Here is a 16718-nt window from a genome sequence, read left to right as displayed (position 1 = left end):
CGGGTCATGCGGTACGCCGGAGACGCCCGGCGTACCGCGACTCGAGGGCGAGGTTGTGCTCGTCCCCGCCGGGGACGTTGGCGGAGAGGTAGATAGGGGGTACCTCCCCGGCCTGGTGGAACCGTCGTACGACCTCCGCCGTCAACAGCTGCGCCAGCAGCGCCGTGGTGACCGAGGAGACCGCACAGACCGCGCCGCCGCCCTCGAGCGGCAGCAGTGCATCGCCGTACGGCGCGCCATTGTCCAGCACGACGTCGGCGAGGTCGGCGAGCCGATGCCCGGACGGGTGCCGTGGAGCCACCCGTGCGGTGTGCTCGACCGAGGTGACCGCGATCAACGGGTGACCGCGCTCGGTGACCAGCGCCGCCAGCTCGACCACCGAGCCGTTGATGCCGGATTGGGACGCCACCACGAACACGTCGCGCGGCTGCGGTGCCGCGAGCGCGTAGATCTGGTGGGCGATGGAGGGATCACGTTCCAGCTTGGGGTCGGCGAGCACGTCGCGCGGGGCGTCACCGTGCATCACCAGGTCCCGTACCGAGAGCCGGTTGGTGGGGACCAACCCGCCGGCCCGGGCGACCAGCTCGGCGGCGAACGCCTCCGAGTGCCCGGCGCCGAACGCCTGGAGCACGCCGCCGTCGCGCAGGCTGTCGGCGATCAGGTCGGCGGCCCGGGTGATCCCGTCGGCCTCCGAGTCGAGCAGCCGGTCGAGCACCGGGCGGACGGCGTCCGCGTACCCCTGAGCGCTGATCATGAAACGGCTCCCTCAGAGGTTGTCGGGAAACCTGGCGTCGGCTGCGGCGGGCCCAGCCGACGACCGGCCGCGTTGGCGATCGGTCCGGATACAACACCGGTATCCGGACCGATCTCCGCCTTGCCGGATCGCCGGCTGGACTCCGCCTCGCTCGCCCCCGGGTTTCCCGACAACCTCTTGGCTGCCTTGTGCCCGTCGACGGCCTGCGCGGTACGCCGGAAGGCCGCGTGCGCGCGGTCGTGCGTGCGTTGCGCGACGGCGATGTAGAGCAGGTCGAGCACCACCAGCTGGGGGTGCCGGGCGGAGAGCGCGTCCGGCCGGAAGGTGGTCGCCTGGCTGGCCGTGAGCAGCACGATGTCGGCCAGCTCGGCCAACGGTGAGCGGGGAAACCCGGTGAGCGCGAGCGTGGTGGCGCCCCGACTGCCCGCCTCGGCGAGCATCTCGATCGTCTCCCGGGTCTGCCCGGTGTGCGAGATGCCGAGCGCCACATCCCCCGTTCGCAACAACGCGGCGCTGGCCAGCCCCTCGTGCACGTCGTTCCACGCCCACGCGGCCACCCCGATGCGATGCAGGCTGAACTGCATCTCCTCGCCCACCAGCGCGCTGCCGCTGGCGCCGAAGATGTTCACCCGACTGGCGCCCGCGATCGCCACCGCGGCCCGCTCCACCTCGGCGAGGTCGAGCAGGGTGGCGGTGTCGTGCATGGCCCGGGTGTCGGCGGCCATGATCTGGTCGAGCACCCGGGCGAGCGGGTCGCTCGGCTGGATCTCCCGTCCGATGTCGACGGTCCAACCGGCCGAACGCGCACGGCCGGTCTCGGAGGCGATGCCCAGTCGCAGGTCGGCGTACCCCTCGAAGCCCATCGCCCGGCAGAAGCGGGTGATGGTCGCCGGTGAGGTGCCACTGCGCTCGGCCAACTCGACGATGGTCGAGCGGGCGGCGGCCTCCGGGTCGCTGAGCACGTGCTCGGCGACCCGGCGCAGGGCGCCGGTCAACTCGTCGAGCCCGGTGCGGACGCGGGTCAGCACCCCGTCGGAGGCGGAGGTCCTTCGATCGATCACATCGGCGTCGACCACCGCGGTCCCCGCGACGGTGTCCACCTCGTGATCAACCATGAGACGCCTCGCCTTTCCGAAAAGACTGTTAACTGTTAGTGGTAAAAGTTCTTACTGAACGGCCCTCCGTGTCAAGACTGTGGGCGAAGTTTTCAAACTGTTACCTGGCGCACAGGCTGCCGGGGTCGCCAGAATTTGCCCTTCGCGAGTGCGCCGACCAGCATGAACAGGGCCCACAGCCGCACAGCGCAAGGAGGCCCGTGCCGATGTCCGACACCGTCGTGGTCGGTCTCGACGTCGGGGGTACGTCCACCCGGGCGACCGCCCTGACCCTCACCGGTGAACGCCTCGGCACCGGTCACGCCGGCGGTGGCAACCCCACCAGCCACGGCGCCGAACGGGCCGCCGCCGAACTGCTGACCGCGCTCCGCGGCGCGCTCGCCGACGTCGACCCGACGCGGGTGGCCGCCGGCACCATCGGGCTCGCCGGAGCGGGCCGGCTGCTCGCCGACCCGCAGGGGCGGGCCGCCTTCGACCGGGCCTGGCACGACGCCGGCCTGCGCTGCCCGTACGAGGTGCACGGCGACGCCCTGGTCGCGTACGCCTCCGGCACCGCCGCCCCGGACGGAACCGTCCTCATCGCCGGCACCGGGGCGATCACCGCCCAGGTCCGCGATCTGCGGCTCGACCGGATCGCCGACGGCCACGGTTGGCTCCTCGGCGACGCCGGCTCCGGCTTCTGGCTCGGCCGGGAATCGGTCCGCCGGCTGCTCGCCGACCTGGACACGGGCCGCGGGCTTGGCGCGCTGGCCACGACGGTCCTCACCGAACTGCTGGGCAGCGCCGACATCGCCCCCCGCCCCCGGGACACCGTCGACGCCACCATCCAGGCGGTGACCCGTCGACCCCCCATCGAGCTGGCCCGACTCGCGCCGCTGGTCGTCAACGCCGCCACCCACGGCGACCCGGTCGCCACCGCACTGATCGCCGACGCCGCCGCACACCTGACCGAGAGCGTGAGCCGCATCCGCCCGGCCGATGCGGTGACACCGCTCGTCCTCGGCGGCGGCCTGCTCACCGCGGACACCCCGCTCGCCGCCGCCGTCCGAGACGAGATCGCCCACCACTGGCCGGACGCGCCACTGCGCACCGCCGGAGACGGGGCCGCCGCAGCGGCCTGGCTCGCCGCCCGCGGCCTACCCGAGATGACCGACCCGGCCGCCCTGCACGCCCACCTCTTCCCCACCTCGTAACCCACCGCGCCCCGCCCGGTTCGGGGCCCACGCCGGGGCGGGGGCCACGCCGGGGCGGGGGCCACGCCGGGGCGGGGGCCACGCCGGGGCGGGGGCCACGCCGGGGCGGGGGCCACGCCGGGGCGGGGGCCCACGCCGGGGCGGATGAGTCGAGGGGTACGGGTGTGGTGATCGGGATCGGTCAGGTAGCGGGTGAGTGCTACTTGAGTTGGCCAGCGGTGAGGCCGGCCTGCACCTGACGCTGGAAGGCCACGTAGATCGCGAGCACCGGCAGCACCGCGATGCTCAGCCCGGCGAAGAGCCGCGCGTAGTCACCGGCGTAGCCCTGGCTGACCGAGAGCGCGAACAGGCCCTGCGCCAGCATCCACTTGGACTCGTCGCCCTGCAACAGCACCTGCGGTAGCAGGAACTGGTTCCAGTGGCTGAGGAAGTTGAAGATCGCGACGCTAATCATTCCCGGACGTGCCATCGGCAGCATCACCCGGAAGAAGAGCCGGAAGTGACCGCAGCCGTCGACCAACGCGGCCTCCGCCACCGAGGTCGGCAGGGTCCGGAAGAACGCGGTCAGGAAGAACACCGTGAACGGCAGCGAGTAGGCCGCGTACACGAGGATCAGCCCGCGCCAACTGTTGAAGAGGCCGGCGTTGCGGACCACGAAGAAGAGCGGCACCAGGGCGAGGAACACCGGGAACATCAGGCCGCCGACGAACAGGTAGTAGACGACCTGCCGGCCGCGGAACTCGTACCGGGCGAAGACGTACGCGGCGGTGGCGCCCATCAGCATGGTGAGGGTGACTGAGCCGGTCACCACGACCAGGCTGTTGAGGAAGTACCGGCCGATGTGCGCGCCCGTCCAGGCCCGCGCCCAGTTGTCCAGGTGCAGCGCGCCGGGCAGCCCCCACGGGTCGGCGAGGATCTCGCCGTTGGTCTTGAACGAGCTGATGAACATCCACAGCAGTGGCAGTACGGTGAGCAGGCCCCAGAGCAGCAGGAAGCCGTGCGAGAGGGTGTTGGCCACGCCGAGTTCCCGGCGCACCGGGCGGTCCCGGCTGACGACCACGGTCGCGGTGGGCTGATCCAGAGTGGTCACGAGTACTCGATCCGTTCGCGCCGGCCGACCCGCAGCGACAGCACCGCCACCGAGAGGGTCAGGAAGAACATGACCACGCCGATCGCCGAGGCGTAGCCGAACTTGGTCTCGCTGCCGAAGGCGGTGTCGTACATCCGCACGCCGATCACGTCGGTGGAGAAGTTCGGTCCGCCGTTGGTCATCAGCTGCACGAGGATGAACCCGTCCAGGGCGAAGATGGCCAGGTAGACCCAGGCGACCTGGACGGTGTCCCAGAGCAGCGGCAGGGTGACCCGGCGCAGGGTGGTGAACCGGGACGCGCCGTCGAGCAGCACCGCCTCGTAGATCTCCTTCGGCACAGCCGACATCGCCGCACCGAACAGCACCACGTAGAAGCCGACGTTGCTCCAGACCATCACCGCCAGCACGCACCAGAAGGCGGTGGCCGGGTCGCCCAGCCAGGTCGGCGCGGGCAGACCGACCGCGTGTACGGCAGCGCTGAGCAGCCCTTGATTGGGGTGGTACACCTCCTTCCAGAGCAGCGCGATGATCACCACGGAGAGCACCTGCGGGAAGAAGTAGACCGTGCGGTAGAGCGCGCCGCCGCGTACCCCGGTCACGCCGGCGCGGCCCTTGCGCCCGCCCATGGCGAGCATGGTGGCGAAGAAGAGCCCGAGCACGATGGTCAGCACCGGCACCAGGGCCAGCAGGATCGCGTTGTTCTTCAGCGCGTTCCACACGTAGTCGTCGTGCCACAGGGTCTTGAAGTTCGCGAGGCCGACCGGGTTCGCGTCCGCCGAGTAGCCGAGCCAGTCGGTGGTGGAGATCTGGAAGGCCTGAAGGTACGGCGAGACGACGAAGAAGACGTACAGCACCACCGGCGGCACCAGGAACGTGACGATCAGCGGCCACTTGCCATGTTTCACGAGAGGGACCTCTTCCGTGGGGGTACGGCCGGTGGGGGCGTACCTCTCCCCCACCGGCCGGGCGGTCAGGCCGCTCGCTTGTACTTCTTGATCGAGCTGTCCTGGGCGATCGAGTCGGCGCCCTTCTGGCACTGGTTGAGGAACTCCGCGGGGCCGATGCGGCCGCTGAAGAACTCGCCGCACGCGGCGTCGACGAGGTTGCGCTCCAACTTGCGGTAGTAGTTGTTGTAGACCCAGTTGAAGCCGTTGGCGCCGGACGCGTCGAGGGCCTTGACCACGGTGGTCAACCCGTACGGCAGCTCGACGCCCTCGGTGGCGCCGGCGACCACGGTGAGGCTGGCGACCTTCTTGGTGAAGTCCTGGGCGCCCCGCTTGGAGAGCATGGTTCGGAAGTACTCCAGCCCACCGGCGACGTTGCGGGCCTTGGCCGGCACCATGAACGGCTCCCCGGCGGTGCCCCGGATCGCCTCGAACGGCAGCTTGTCGCCGCTGCCCAGGCTCGGCGTCGGCGCGATGGTCATGTTGAACCCGGCCGGCGTGACGTCCTTCTGCTCGCTCTCCAGCCAGGAGCCGCAGGAGATGAAGGCGGCCTTGCCCTGGCACCAGGCGGTCTGCGACTGCTTGTGGTCCAGGCCGGGCGAGCCGTCCAGGATGTACTTGTCCTTGACGATCTGGTGCCAGGCGTCGGCGGCGGCCCGCATCGAGTCGGACTTCCAGGCGTTCGGCTCCAGGTTGTCGAGCGCGAGGGCCACCGACGGCCCGCCGAGCTTGATCGCGGTGGAGATCAGCGGCCAGCTCATGTAGCGCGGGTGCAGGCCGGCGTACGTCCAGGGGGCGATGCCGGCGGCCTTGATCTGCTTGCAGAGCGCGATGTGCTCGTCCCAGGTCTTCGCGTACTCCCACTTGCGCTCGGTGAACAGCTTGTTGGAGTACCAGATGCCGTAGGCGGTGTAGGTGTAGTTCAGCACCAGGAACTTGCCGTCGTACGAGCCGATCTCCACGGCGCCGGGCAGCAGGGTGTCCTTGACCGTCTTGCCGGGCACGTCGAGGCTCGGGGCGGCGAGCAGCTCACCGAGGTCGGCGAGGGCGTTCTGGCTGACCAGTCCGTTGAAGTCGATCTGGCCGGTGCCGGAGTTGTTGACCACGTCCGGCGGCGAGCCGTCGACGAAGCGCGGCTGAAGGGTCTTGCTGATCTCCTGGGTGGCGGAATGGTTGATCTTCGCCTTCGGGTACTTCTCGGTGTACATGGCCTCGTGGGCCTTTGCGTACTCCTCACCGAACCCGCCACCGAAGATCACCACCTCAAGAGGGGCGTCCTCCTGCACGCCGAGCGGGTTCTGCGCGCTCTTGGTGCCCTGGTAGGTGTCGGCATCGTTCTTGTCACCACCACCGCCGGTGGCGCAGCCGGACAGCAGGCCGGCGGCGGGGGTGGCCAGGAGGCCCGCGGCGGCGCTGCGCCGCAGGATGTCACGCCTGTTCATACGTTCTCCTCGGGTCGGGTCGGGCGGGTCGCCGTTGTCAGGGGGAGGCGTCCGCCGCGCGAGGCTCGGTGATTCTCTTCAGTTAACGCGCTGTTGCTGAAGAATTTCTACGACAGCCGGGCTCGGACTTCAAGTCCTGACGGTCGAACCGTTATCACCACCAGCCGCCGTCGGATCGCCTAACCTGGGGCGATGCGCCGTCTGCGCCAGCTGGCCGAGCGCACCCCGGCAGGGCGGGAGCGGTACGTCGACCTGCTCCGCGCGCTCGCCATCACCATGGTCGTTATCGGACACTGGGCCGTCACGGTGATCGGGCGCGACGCCACCGGGCAGGCCACCGGGCATTCCGCGCTCGGCGACCTGCGGTGGGCGTACCCGCTGACCTGGCTGGCCCAGGTGATGCCCGTCTTCTTCCTGGTCGGGGGCTATGCCAACGCGGCCTCGCTGACCCGGCTGCGGGCCCGCGGCGGCGACGCCGCCGGCTGGCTGATCGACCGCAGTGCCCGCCTGGTCCGCCCCACCAGCACGCTGCTGCTGGTGCTCACCGCCGCGGCGGCGGTCGCCTGGCTGCTCGGCGCCGAGCCGACGCGGATCCGGGAGGTGTTCTGGTTCGCCACCATTCCGCTGTGGTTCCTGGTCGCCTACCTGGCGGCGGTCGTGCTCACCGCACCGATGTACGCGCTGCACCGCCGCTTCGGCCTGGCCGTCCCGCTGGTGTTGGTGGCCCTGGTCGGCCTCGGCGACCTGGGCCGGCTGACCGGCCCGGAGGAGCTGAGCTACGGCAACTACCTGTTCGGTTGGCTGGCCGTCCACCAGCTCGGCTTCGCCTGGCACGACACCCGCGCCGTGCCGCCGCCCGCCGATCAGACCGCGCCACCGCCGGCCGCCGATCGGACCGCGCCGCCGCATGCGGCGACCGACGACGCCGCCGGGCCGTCGACGCCCGACCGCCCGGGGGTACGCCGACGACGGCTGCCCATCTCCCGCCGGGCCGGCCTGGTGTTCCTGGCGGGCGGGCTGGGCGCGCTGCTGTTGCTCACCGTGCTCGGCCCGTGGCCGGTGGCCATGCTCAAGGTGCCCGACGAGCGGCTCGACAACGCCGCGCCGCCCAGCCTCGCGTTGCTGGCCGTCGCCGCCGGCCAGCTCGGCCTGATCCTGCTGCTGCGCGGCCCGGCGGAGCGCCTGCTGCGCCGCACCGGACCGTGGCAGGTGGTGATCGGGGTGAACCTGGTGGTGCTGACCGTCTTCCTCTGGCATCTGACCGCCGCGATCCTGCTGATCGGGTTGCTCGACGCGATCGGGACGCTGCCCACCCCGGCGGTCGACTCCGCCGCCTGGTGGGCCTGGCGGGTGCCCTGGTTGCTGCTGCTCACCGCCGTGCTGGCGGCGTTGGTCGCCATCTTCGGGTCGGTGGAGGCGCGCAGCGGCCGGCACCGCGCCGGACGTCGGACCGGTCGGGGCACCCCGGCCCGAGCGGTGTCGGCGGTCGCCGCCTACGCCGCCGTGGTGGCCGCGCTGCTGGTCAACAGCACCACGCCGCAGCAGGCAGCGGAGCCGCTCGGCACGCCCGTCCCGGCCCTGGTCGCGTACCTGGCCGGGGCGGGCGTGCTGCGGCTGCTCAGGTCTGGGTGGGGAACCCGAGGTTGACCCCGCCGTGCCGGGGATTCAACCAGCGGCTGGTGACGACCTTGCCCCGGGTGAAGAAGCGCACCCCATCCTCGCCGTGCGCATGCAGGTCACCGAAGAGCGACGACTTCCAGCCGCCGAACGAGTGGTACGCCATCGGCACCGGGATCGGCACGTTGATCCCGACCATGCCCACCTCCACCTCGTGCTGGTAACGCCGGGCCGCACCGCCGTCATTGGTGAAGATCGCCGTGCCGTTGCCGTACGGGCTGGCGTTGACCAGCTCCACCGCCTCGTCGTACGAGTCGACCCGGACCACGCTCAGCACCGGCCCGAAAATCTCGTCGGTGTAGATCGACATGTCCGGGGTCACCCGGTCGAACAGCGTCGGGCCGAGCCAGAAGCCGTCCGGGTCGCCGTCCGGTGTCACGTCCCGCCCGTCCACCACCGGGACCGCGCCGGCGGCGACACCTGCGTCCACGTAGGAGCGGACCTTCGCCGCGTGCGCGGCGGTGACCAGCGGACCCATGTCGCAGCCCCGCCGTCCGTCGCCGGTACGCAGACCGGCCACCCGCCGGGCGATCCGCTCGACCAGCGCGTCCGCCACCGGCTCCACCGCCACCAGCACCGAGATGGCCATGCACCGCTCCCCCGCCGAGCCGAACCCGGCGTTGACCGCCGCGTCGGCGGCCAGGTCCAGGTCGGCGTCGGGGAGCACCACCATGTGGTTCTTCGCCCCACCGAGGGCCTGCACCCGCTTGCCGGCGGCGGCGCCCCGCTGGTAGACGTACCGGGCGATCGGGGTGGAGCCGACGAACGACACGGCTCGCACCTCCGGGTGCTCCAGCAACGCGTCGACCGCCTCGGAGTCGCCGTTGACCACGTTGAGCACCCCGTCGGGCAGGCCCGCCTCGGCGAACCACTCGGCCAGCAGCAGCGCCGCGCTGGGATCCTTCTCGCTCGGCTTGAGCACCACGGCGTTCCCGCAGGCCACGGCCACCGGTACGAACCACAGCGGCACCATCACCGGGAAGTTGAACGGGGAGATCACCGCGACCACCCCGAGCGGCTGCCGGATGGTGTACGAGTCGACCTCGGTGGACACGTTCTCGCTGAACGCGCCGCGCAGCGCCGACGGCAGGCCGCACGCGTACTCGATGACCTCCAGGCCGCGCTGCACCTCGCCGGCGGCGTCGGCGAGCACCTTGCCGTGCTCGGCGGTGATCACCTCGGCGAGCCGGTCCCGACGGGCGTGCACCAGCTCCCGGAAGGCGAACAACACCGCCGAGCGACGCGCCAGCGACGCATCCCGCCAGGCCCGCGCGGCGCGGGCGGCGGACTGCACCGCGAGGTCGACGTCCGCGGTCGAGGCCAGCTCGACCTCGGCGGTACGCCGACCGGTCGCCGGGTCGAACACGTCGCCGCGCCGCTCCGACGTGCCGCCGACCCGCTTGCCGTCGATGAAGTGCCCGATGCTCATGCCGTAACCCCCGCGCACGAGCGGATCGCGTCGACGAGGATCGCCAGGCCCTTGCGGGCCTCCTCCTCGGTCAGCGTCAACGGTGGCCCCATTCGCAGCACGTTGCCGTGCAGACCGCCCTTACCGGTGAGCAGGCCACCGTCCCGCGCGGCTTCGAAGACCTGGTTGGTCAACCCCGGATCCGGCTCACTGGTGCCCGGTCGGACGAACTCGACGCCGAGCATCAGCCCCTTTCCGCGTACCTCGGCGACGCAGTCGAGCCCGCCCACGGCGGACCGGAGGCCGTCGGCGAGGATCGCGCCGACGCGGGCCGCGTTGGCCTGGAGATCGTGCTCGATCAGGTAGTCGAGCACCGCGTTGCCGGCCGCCGTGGAGATCGGGTTGCCGCCGAAGGTGGAGAAGCTGATGGCCGACACCGACTCCAGCACCTCGGCCCGGCCGACCACCCCGGCCAGGGCGAACCCGTTGCCGATGCCCTTGGCGAAGGTGAGCAGGTCCGGGGTGACGCCGTGTGCCTGGTAACCCCAGAAGTGCTCCCCGGTACGCCCCCAACCGGTCTGCACCTCGTCGGCGATGAACAGGATGCCCTGCTCGTCGAGGACCTTCTTCCAGCCGGCGAAGAGCCCGTCCGGTGGGTGCACGAAACCGCCCACACCCTGGATCGGCTCGGCGATCAGGGCAGCCACGTCACCGGCGGTCTGGGTGGCCAGCACCTCGCGCAGGTCCTCCACCGCCGCGTCGACCTGCTCGTCGGCGGTGAGCCGGGCGAGCAGGCCACGCACCCGGTCACCCGAGTGCAGCCAGGCCACCTGGAGCGGGTTGAGGCCGCTGGCCGACCAGTTGCGGTTGCCGGTGACGCCCATCGCGGCGTACGACCGGCCGTGGTAGCTGTTGCGCACGGCCAGGATCTGGTGCGAGCGGCGGTGGTTGGTGGCGACCAGCAGCGCCGCCTCGTTCGCCTCGGTGCCGGAGTTGGTGAAGAACACCCGGGCGTCCGGGATGCCGGAGCGCTGGGCAATCTTCTCGGCCAGCTCCACCTGTTGCCGGATCAGGTAGAGCGTCGAGGTGTGCACGATGCCGGTGGCGAGTTGCCGCTCGACGGCCTCCCGGATCTCCGGGATGTCGTACCCGATCATGTTGGTCAGCACGCCGCCGAAGAAGTCCAGGTAGCTGCGTCCCTGCGCGTCGGTGACCCGGCGGCCCGAGCCGGACACCAGCTCGATCGGCTCGGCGTAGTACAACGGCATCCAGGACGGGAGCACGGCCCGGTGCCGGGCCAGCAGGTCGTCGGTCATCGTGGCAACCCTTCAGCGGCGATCGTGGATACCGCACGCTCCCACCGCCGGTCGATGCGAACAACTGTCAGCGTGTAGCGCAAGGACGTCGCGACCTGACAGCACGTCAACGGTTTCCGGGGCACCGATCATGGTTGACCGCTGTTTACCGCAGCACCAACGGGCCTCTCCCACTCGATCCGTAGTCTGACGGCAAGGTCCGTCACCGTGTGGAGGGCCGGTGCGGCAGGTGCAGGACGGCGGCGACCACCGCGAAGACCGCCCAGCCGACGGCCAGCGCCACCGTCGACGAGACGTCCTGAAGGTAGTGGAAGGCGGTGAGGAACCCGACGAGCGCGAGGCTGTTGCGGGCGAAGTGCCGACTGAACCCGAACAGGTGACGACGGGCCTCGACAGCGACCAGCACCCCCGAGTACGGAAATGTCACCACCATGCCGCGCAGCACAGCGCCGAGCAGCGCGGTGATGATCGCCCCAGCGAAGATCACCACCAGCATGAGCAACGCAGGCAGCCTGTCCGGGTGAGCGTCGATCGAGGTCCCGGGGACGGCGGCGGGTTTCTCGGCGACGGCGGCGGAGTTCTCGGCGGGCGCCGCGCGCGGGCCGGCGGAACGGCGCAGTACCAGGTTGGTCGCCAGCCAGAGTACGAGCGTGCCGGCGAGGGCCACCACGAACGGGATCCCGACGGCCAACAGGCCGGCGCTCAGCGCCACGTAGACGGCGATCCCCGCGACGTCGGCCAGCAGGATCGGCCAGCGCAGCCGCTGGTAGGTGACCGCCACGGTGACGAAGAAGAGGTTCAGCCCGAGCACGCCGAGCAACTGCGCACCGTCCACCCGGTAGTCGGTGCTGACCAGGGCGAGCGTCATCGGCAGCGGCAGGCTGTAGACCAGCGCTCGGAGCCGGACGGAGCGGATCACGCTGACCGCCCAGACCACGGCCGTCACCAGCAGGACGGCGCTCCACGTCATGGCCCACCCGCCTCCGCCCTCGTGGGACCGTCAGTCCCGGAAGGTCGCGGCGCTCGCACAGAGGTCGAACACGCGGGTGAGCCGGTCGATGTCCGCCCGGTTGACCGAGAACTTGTTCTCGGCGATCTCGCCGTGCGCGGTCATGCGGGCCTCCCAACAGCTCGACCCGTCCCAGAGCGTCAGATTGACGTGGAGCTGCGGACCGACCACACCGAGCGGCAACAGGCCCACCCGCACTCCGGCCGCACGCTGCTGTTGCACCAGCGCGGACAGCTCGTCGGTCAGCGTGGCGTAGACGAAGACCCGGGTGATCTGGACACCCCGTTGCAGTGCCTCCTGGTTGGCCTCCCAGTAACGCCGGCCGATCTCGCCGCGCCACCAGCTCAGCTCCCCGCTGACCCGGGGCATCACATTGGTCAACGCGTCCAACCGGTGCACACAGGTGCGGGTCGCGCCCACCAGGTCCGCGTCCTCGTCGCCGCGCCGGATGATCCGACCCTCCGCGAGTTGCTCAGCCTCCAGCCGAAACTGCTCGTACCGGCGCTGCGCCTCCACCGCGACCCGGGTGCCCGCGTGCTGCTCGGCCGCGTCCCGGATGGACCCGGCCAGCTCCGTGGTGGTGCGGACGAGCCAGGGCGGCCCGTCCAGCAGGGTGCGCAGATGAAAGCGGCGCTCGGCGCGGGCCAGCGAGTCGACCAGCAGCGAGATGGTGATGCCCATCAGGCCCGCCAGCAGTGACTCCACCCCGGACGCGGCGTTGCTGAGGTCGAGCACGACGCTGAGGGTGATCGACAGCGTGATGCCGACCAACGCCACCGGATCGGTGTGCGCCACCAGACGGGCAACGCCGCCGTGGGGGCTGCCGCGTCGTTCCCGCAGTCGCTGACGGGCCACATCACGGGTCATCAAGATCCCCCAATCGGGCGCTACCGCCAGCGTAAGCAGCATCGACAACCGCTGTTCCTGCGTGGCGGCCGGTAGCATCCGGCAGGTGCAGAGAACGGACGGGGCCCTGTCGACCGGGACGATCGACGAGCGGATCGCGGCGGAGGTTCGGGCCTGGATCTGCTCCACCCCGCTCCGCGGCCTGGTCCGGCGGTTCGGCGGTGACTGGCCCGACGGCGACCTCACCGAGGTGCTCCGCTTCCTGGACGACTTCTCCGCCCGGCACTGGGACTTCCGGGGCGGCCGGGAGCGGCCCGAGGCCCGGGAGCCCGACCTCGACCCGGCCACCGCAGAACTGGTGCTCGACGCGGCTGCCGCGCTCGGGCTGATCCACCCGGTGCCGCCGGCCCGGTCGGCGTACACCCACCTGGTGGTGCTCGGCGGCCTGGCGCACGCGTGCGTACGCCGCGTGGGGTACGCCGCACACCTGCTCCGCGCCGGCCTACCGGTCAGCGGCGAGGTCGCCGTCCTGGGCAGCTTCCGGCCTCTGTCGGACTCGGAGCGCCGGACGCTGGCCGACGCGGACCTGCCCGCCGACGACACCGAGGTGGACGTGCTGGACACGGCCGTCCGCCGGGTGTTCGGGGTGGCCGCCCCGGCGGAGCAGGACGGCGTCGACGCCGGCCACCCGCACCACTCCTGGTCGTCGCGGACCTACCGACCGGACGGGCTGCCGCCGATCCGGGTGCTGGCCGCGCCGTCCAGCGAACCGGACCGGCGGCGCGCGCACACCGCCGACACCCAGCGCTTCTGGGCCGGCCACGTCCGGCTCGCCCCGGGCGACGAGGTGCTGATGGTCACCGCGCCGATCTACGTGCCGTTCCAGCACTGCGACGCGCTGCGCACCCTCGCCGTGCCGTACGGCTGCGCCATCGACACCGTCGGGGTGGACCCGACCCTGGCCGACCTGGCGGTGCTGCCCGAGCAGACGCTCACACCCGGGCGCTACCTCCAGGAGATCCGCTCGGCGATCCGCTCGATGCGCGCCCTGCACGACCGCCGCTGAACCAGCCTCAGCCGGCGGTGTCGCTACGCCCGGCTCAGCCGGCGGTGTCGCTACGCCCGACTCAGCCGGCGGTGTCGGCGACGGCCTGGGCGAAGACCTCGGAGCGGTGCTCGAAGTTGCGGAACCGGCCGTAACTGGGCGCGGCCGGGGACAGCAGCACCACCCCACCGGCCGGGGTCACCTCGCGGGACAGCCGAACCGCGTCCACCAGGTCGTCGACCAGCTCGGTACGCACCTTCGGCAGACCGGCCAGCACCTCGACGATGCGGGGGCCGCTGTCCGGAATGCCGATCACGGTCAGCTCCCGCTCGGCCAGGTGCTCGGCCAACGGCGTGTAGTCCAGACCCCGGTCGTTGCCCCCGACGATCACCGTCAACGGCCGTCCGTCGTACGCGTCGATGGCGTGCATGGCCGCGTACGGGCTGGTGGCCAGGGTGTCGTCGACGAACGTCAGGCCGGACGGGTCGGTGATCTCGGTGAGCCGGTGGGCCAACCCCTGGAACTCGGCGACCGCGATGGCCAGGTGGTCCTTGCCGGCCAGCACGTCCAGGCCGAGCGCGTCGAGCACGGCGAGCGCGACGCAGAGGTTGCCCTCGTTGTGCCGGCCGACCAGCGGCAGCACCGCACGCGGGAAGAGCAGCTGGTCACCGACGTGGAACCAGAGCGTGCCGTCGGGGCCGGTGGCGACGTGGAAGGTGTCGGGGCGACCGGCCCGGACCGCCGGCAGCTCACCCAACTCGGCGGCGAGCCGGGGGTCGCCACCGTTGACCACGATCGTCTGCGGGTCGTGGGCGAGCAGGTTGAGCTTGTCCCGGTAGTACTCCCGCTCCCCACCGTGCGCGTCCAGGTGCTCGGGGAAGAGCGCGGTGACCACCGCCACCCGGGGCGAGTCGGTGAGGTCGCTGCACTGATAGCTGGACAGCTCCAGCACGTACAGGTCCGCCTCGGGCAGGTCCAGGGTCGGCACGCCGATGTTGCCGCCGAAGACGTTCGGCCGGCCCATCGCGGTGAGCAGGTGACTGATCAGGCTGGAGGTGGTGCTCTTGCCCTTGCTTCCGGTCACTCCGACGGTGCGCGCGGCGTGGTCGGCCATCCACAGCGCGGTCCCCTGGGTCACCAGGACCCCGCGTCGGCGCAGCTCGACCAGCCACGGATGGGTCTGGGGCACGCCCGGGGAGCGGACCACCACGTCCGCGCCGGCCAGCCGTTCGAAGCCCGCCTCCCCGGTGACCAGCGGCGCCGCCTCGGCCAGCGGACCGTCCCACGGCAGCGACAGGAAATTCGCGCTGTCGTCGACGGCGACCAGCTCGGCCGGGCCGTGCGCGGCGATGGCGGTCACAGCGGCCCGGCCCTCCCGACCGGTGCCCCAGACGGCAACGGTACGTCCGCGCAGGTCAGAAAGGCGCACAGGGCTCTCCTCGGGGGTCACGGCGGCGGCAGGGCGGGCCCGGTCCGGACACGGCCGGACGAACCAGGGCCTAGTATGGCGTGTGCCCAACGAGCAGCTCCGGCGGATGGACGCCTTCACCTTCCCGTCCTACTCGATCGACTTCGCCACCGGCGAGGTGTTGTTCGACTACGCCCTGACCGGCCCGGCCGGTGAGCAGCGGTTCACCGAGGTGATCACACTTCCCCTGCCGGCGGAGCCGCCCTCCGACGAGACGGTGGCGACCCTCGACCGGGTGCTGGAGGTGCTGCACCTCGTCGCCGGGGTCAGTTACTACAAGGCCGCCGCGCCGCCCCGGCTCGTGCTGCCGGCGCCGCTCGGCGCGGCCACCGTCGACTACGTCACGGCCGTCTACACCAAGGGCCTCGCGGAGTACGCGTACCGCAACCAGCTCCCGCACGTGCTCCAGCTGCGCCCGGAGGTGCCAGCCGGCTCGCCGGAATCCCCCCGGGTGTACGACGACTCCGACCGTCGCCCACTCTCGGCGGTCGGCGGCGGTAAGGACTCGATCGTCAGCCTGGAGGCGCTGCGCCGCGCCGAGCTGGACCCGGTGCCGTTCTCGGTCAACCCGAACCACGTGATCGTCGCCGTCAACGAGGCATCCGGGCTGGTCCCGCTGGCCGCCCGGCGGCGTATCGACCCGGTGCTGTTCGACCTGAACGCGGCCGGCGCGCTGAACGGGCACATCCCGGTCACCGCCATCAACTCGCTGATCGCGGTGGCCACCGCCGTGCTGCACGGGCTGGGCCCGGTGGTGATGTCCAACGAGCGCTCGGCGTCCGACCCGAACCTGGTCTGGAACGGCCACGAGATCAACCACCAGTGGTCCAAGGGCGTCGAGGCGGAGGGGTTGCTGCGGGCGTCGCTGGCCGAGCACGCCGGCCTCACCGAACCGTACTTCTCCCTGCTGCGCTCGCTGTCCGAGCTGCACATCGCCCGACTGTTCGCCGAGTTCACCCGCTACGACGACGTGGTGACGAGCTGCAACCAGGCGTTCAAGCTGCGCGACGCGAGTGCGCGCTGGTGCCGTGACTGCCCGAAGTGCCGGTTCGTCTTCCTGGCCATGGCGCCGTTCATGCCCCGGGAGCGGGTCACCCACATCTTCGGCGGAGACCTGCTCGCCGACGAGTCGCAGATCCCCGGCTACCGCGAACTGCTGGGCGTCGACGGGCACAAGCCGTTCGAGTGCGTGGGCGAGGTCGAGGAATCTGTGGTGGCCCTCGGTCTGCTCGCCGAGCAGGACCAGTGGCGCGACGCTCCGGTGATCCAGGCCCTGGTCGACGCCGTCCCGGAGACGGCCTGGTCCGCGGTGGCGTCGTCCGACGTCTTCACCCCCGGCGGCCCCAACCACATTCCCCCCACCTACGCCAAAGCCCTCAACACCCTCACCGCCTAACCCCACCCCACCCCA

At 71.4% G+C, this 16718-nt stretch carries 13 protein-coding genes and 1 pseudogene; 4 read left to right on the top strand and 10 right to left on the bottom strand.

The window, feature by feature from the left end; all coding sequences use genetic code 11:
- Positions 1 to 4 precede the first annotated feature (4 nt).
- On the bottom strand, positions 5 to 754 hold the full coding sequence (locus tag ACIBF8_RS25275) for a sugar isomerase domain-containing protein (protein ID WP_091403970.1): 750 nt from the start codon (positions 752 to 754) through the stop codon (positions 5 to 7).
- Positions 755 to 930: 176 nt separating this feature from the next.
- A pseudogene (locus ACIBF8_RS25270) lies at positions 931 to 1869 on the bottom strand (MurR/RpiR family transcriptional regulator); the annotation flags it as partial.
- 206 nt (positions 1870 to 2075) lie between these two features.
- On the opposite strand from ACIBF8_RS25270, the gene ACIBF8_RS25265 reads away from it, so the two are divergent.
- A complete protein-coding gene (locus ACIBF8_RS25265; protein WP_396786111.1) occupies positions 2076 to 3062 on the top strand; it encodes an N-acetylglucosamine kinase in 987 nt (328 codons plus the stop codon).
- A 199-nt stretch (positions 3063 to 3261) separates the two neighbouring features.
- Here the strand turns inward: ACIBF8_RS25265 and ACIBF8_RS25260 are convergent, their stop codons facing one another.
- The 3 genes from ACIBF8_RS25260 to ngcE form a co-directional block, all read right to left on the bottom strand.
- Positions 3262 to 4152: a carbohydrate ABC transporter permease gene (locus ACIBF8_RS25260; RefSeq protein ID WP_396786109.1), complete on the bottom strand. Its 891-nt coding sequence runs from the start codon at positions 4150 to 4152 to the stop codon at positions 3262 to 3264.
- Positions 4149 to 5057 (bottom strand): carbohydrate ABC transporter permease, encoded by a 909-nt coding sequence (locus ACIBF8_RS25255; protein ID WP_396786107.1) that lies wholly within the window; start codon positions 5055 to 5057, stop codon positions 4149 to 4151. Before ACIBF8_RS25255 ends, ACIBF8_RS25260 begins: the two co-directional genes overlap by 4 nt.
- Before the next feature lie 65 nt (positions 5058 to 5122).
- On the bottom strand, positions 5123 to 6538 hold the full coding sequence (ngcE, locus tag ACIBF8_RS25250; protein WP_396786106.1) for an N-acetylglucosamine/diacetylchitobiose ABC transporter substrate-binding protein: 1416 nt from the start codon (positions 6536 to 6538) through the stop codon (positions 5123 to 5125).
- A gap of 192 nt (positions 6539 to 6730) precedes the next feature.
- On the opposite strand from ngcE, the gene ACIBF8_RS25245 reads away from it, so the two are divergent.
- Positions 6731 to 8185, top strand: a complete 1455-nt coding sequence (locus tag ACIBF8_RS25245; RefSeq protein WP_396786104.1) for an acyltransferase — start codon at positions 6731 to 6733, stop codon at positions 8183 to 8185.
- On the opposite strand, the gene ACIBF8_RS25240 is transcribed toward ACIBF8_RS25245, so the two are convergent.
- From ACIBF8_RS25240 to ACIBF8_RS25225, 4 genes are all read right to left on the bottom strand, one after another.
- Positions 8157 to 9644, bottom strand: coding sequence for a CoA-acylating methylmalonate-semialdehyde dehydrogenase (locus ACIBF8_RS25240; protein WP_396786102.1), 1488 nt, complete (start codon positions 9642 to 9644; stop codon positions 8157 to 8159). The genes ACIBF8_RS25245 and ACIBF8_RS25240 overlap by 29 nt on opposite strands.
- Positions 9641 to 10939 (bottom strand): aspartate aminotransferase family protein, encoded by a 1299-nt coding sequence (locus ACIBF8_RS25235; protein ID WP_396786100.1) that lies wholly within the window; start codon positions 10937 to 10939, stop codon positions 9641 to 9643. The genes ACIBF8_RS25240 and ACIBF8_RS25235 overlap by 4 nt, the downstream gene beginning before the upstream one ends.
- Positions 10940 to 11141: 202 nt before the next feature.
- Positions 11142 to 11909 (bottom strand): hypothetical protein, encoded by a 768-nt coding sequence (locus ACIBF8_RS25230; protein WP_396786099.1) that lies wholly within the window; start codon positions 11907 to 11909, stop codon positions 11142 to 11144.
- Between the two features lie 30 nt (positions 11910 to 11939).
- Positions 11940 to 12815, bottom strand: coding sequence for a hypothetical protein (locus ACIBF8_RS25225; protein ID WP_396786097.1), 876 nt, complete (start codon positions 12813 to 12815; stop codon positions 11940 to 11942).
- Positions 12816 to 12900: 85 nt separating this feature from the next.
- Between ACIBF8_RS25225 and ACIBF8_RS25220 the strand changes: the two genes are divergently transcribed.
- On the top strand, positions 12901 to 13860 hold the full coding sequence (locus ACIBF8_RS25220; protein WP_396786095.1) for a hypothetical protein: 960 nt from the start codon (positions 12901 to 12903) through the stop codon (positions 13858 to 13860).
- A gap of 61 nt (positions 13861 to 13921) precedes the next feature.
- Here ACIBF8_RS25220 and murD read toward each other — a convergent pair whose 3' ends face one another.
- Complete coding sequence (murD, locus tag ACIBF8_RS25215; protein WP_396786093.1) at positions 13922 to 15268, bottom strand: UDP-N-acetylmuramoyl-L-alanine--D-glutamate ligase; 1347 nt, start codon at positions 15266 to 15268, stop codon at positions 13922 to 13924.
- 82 nt (positions 15269 to 15350) lie between these two features.
- Here murD and ACIBF8_RS25210 point away from each other — a divergent pair, with 82 nt between their 5' ends.
- The gene (locus ACIBF8_RS25210; protein WP_396786092.1) at positions 15351 to 16703 is read left to right on the top strand and encodes a hypothetical protein; all 1353 of its coding nucleotides are present in this window, start codon (positions 15351 to 15353) and stop codon (positions 16701 to 16703) included.
- Positions 16704 to 16718: the final 15 nt, after the last annotated feature.

It is taken from the genome of Micromonospora sp. NPDC050276 (assembly GCF_044459545.1).
Lineage (GTDB): Bacteria > Actinomycetota > Actinomycetes > Mycobacteriales > Micromonosporaceae > Micromonospora.
Note: the sequence above shows the minus strand (reverse complement) of the source record. Positions and strands in the feature narration are given on the sequence as shown.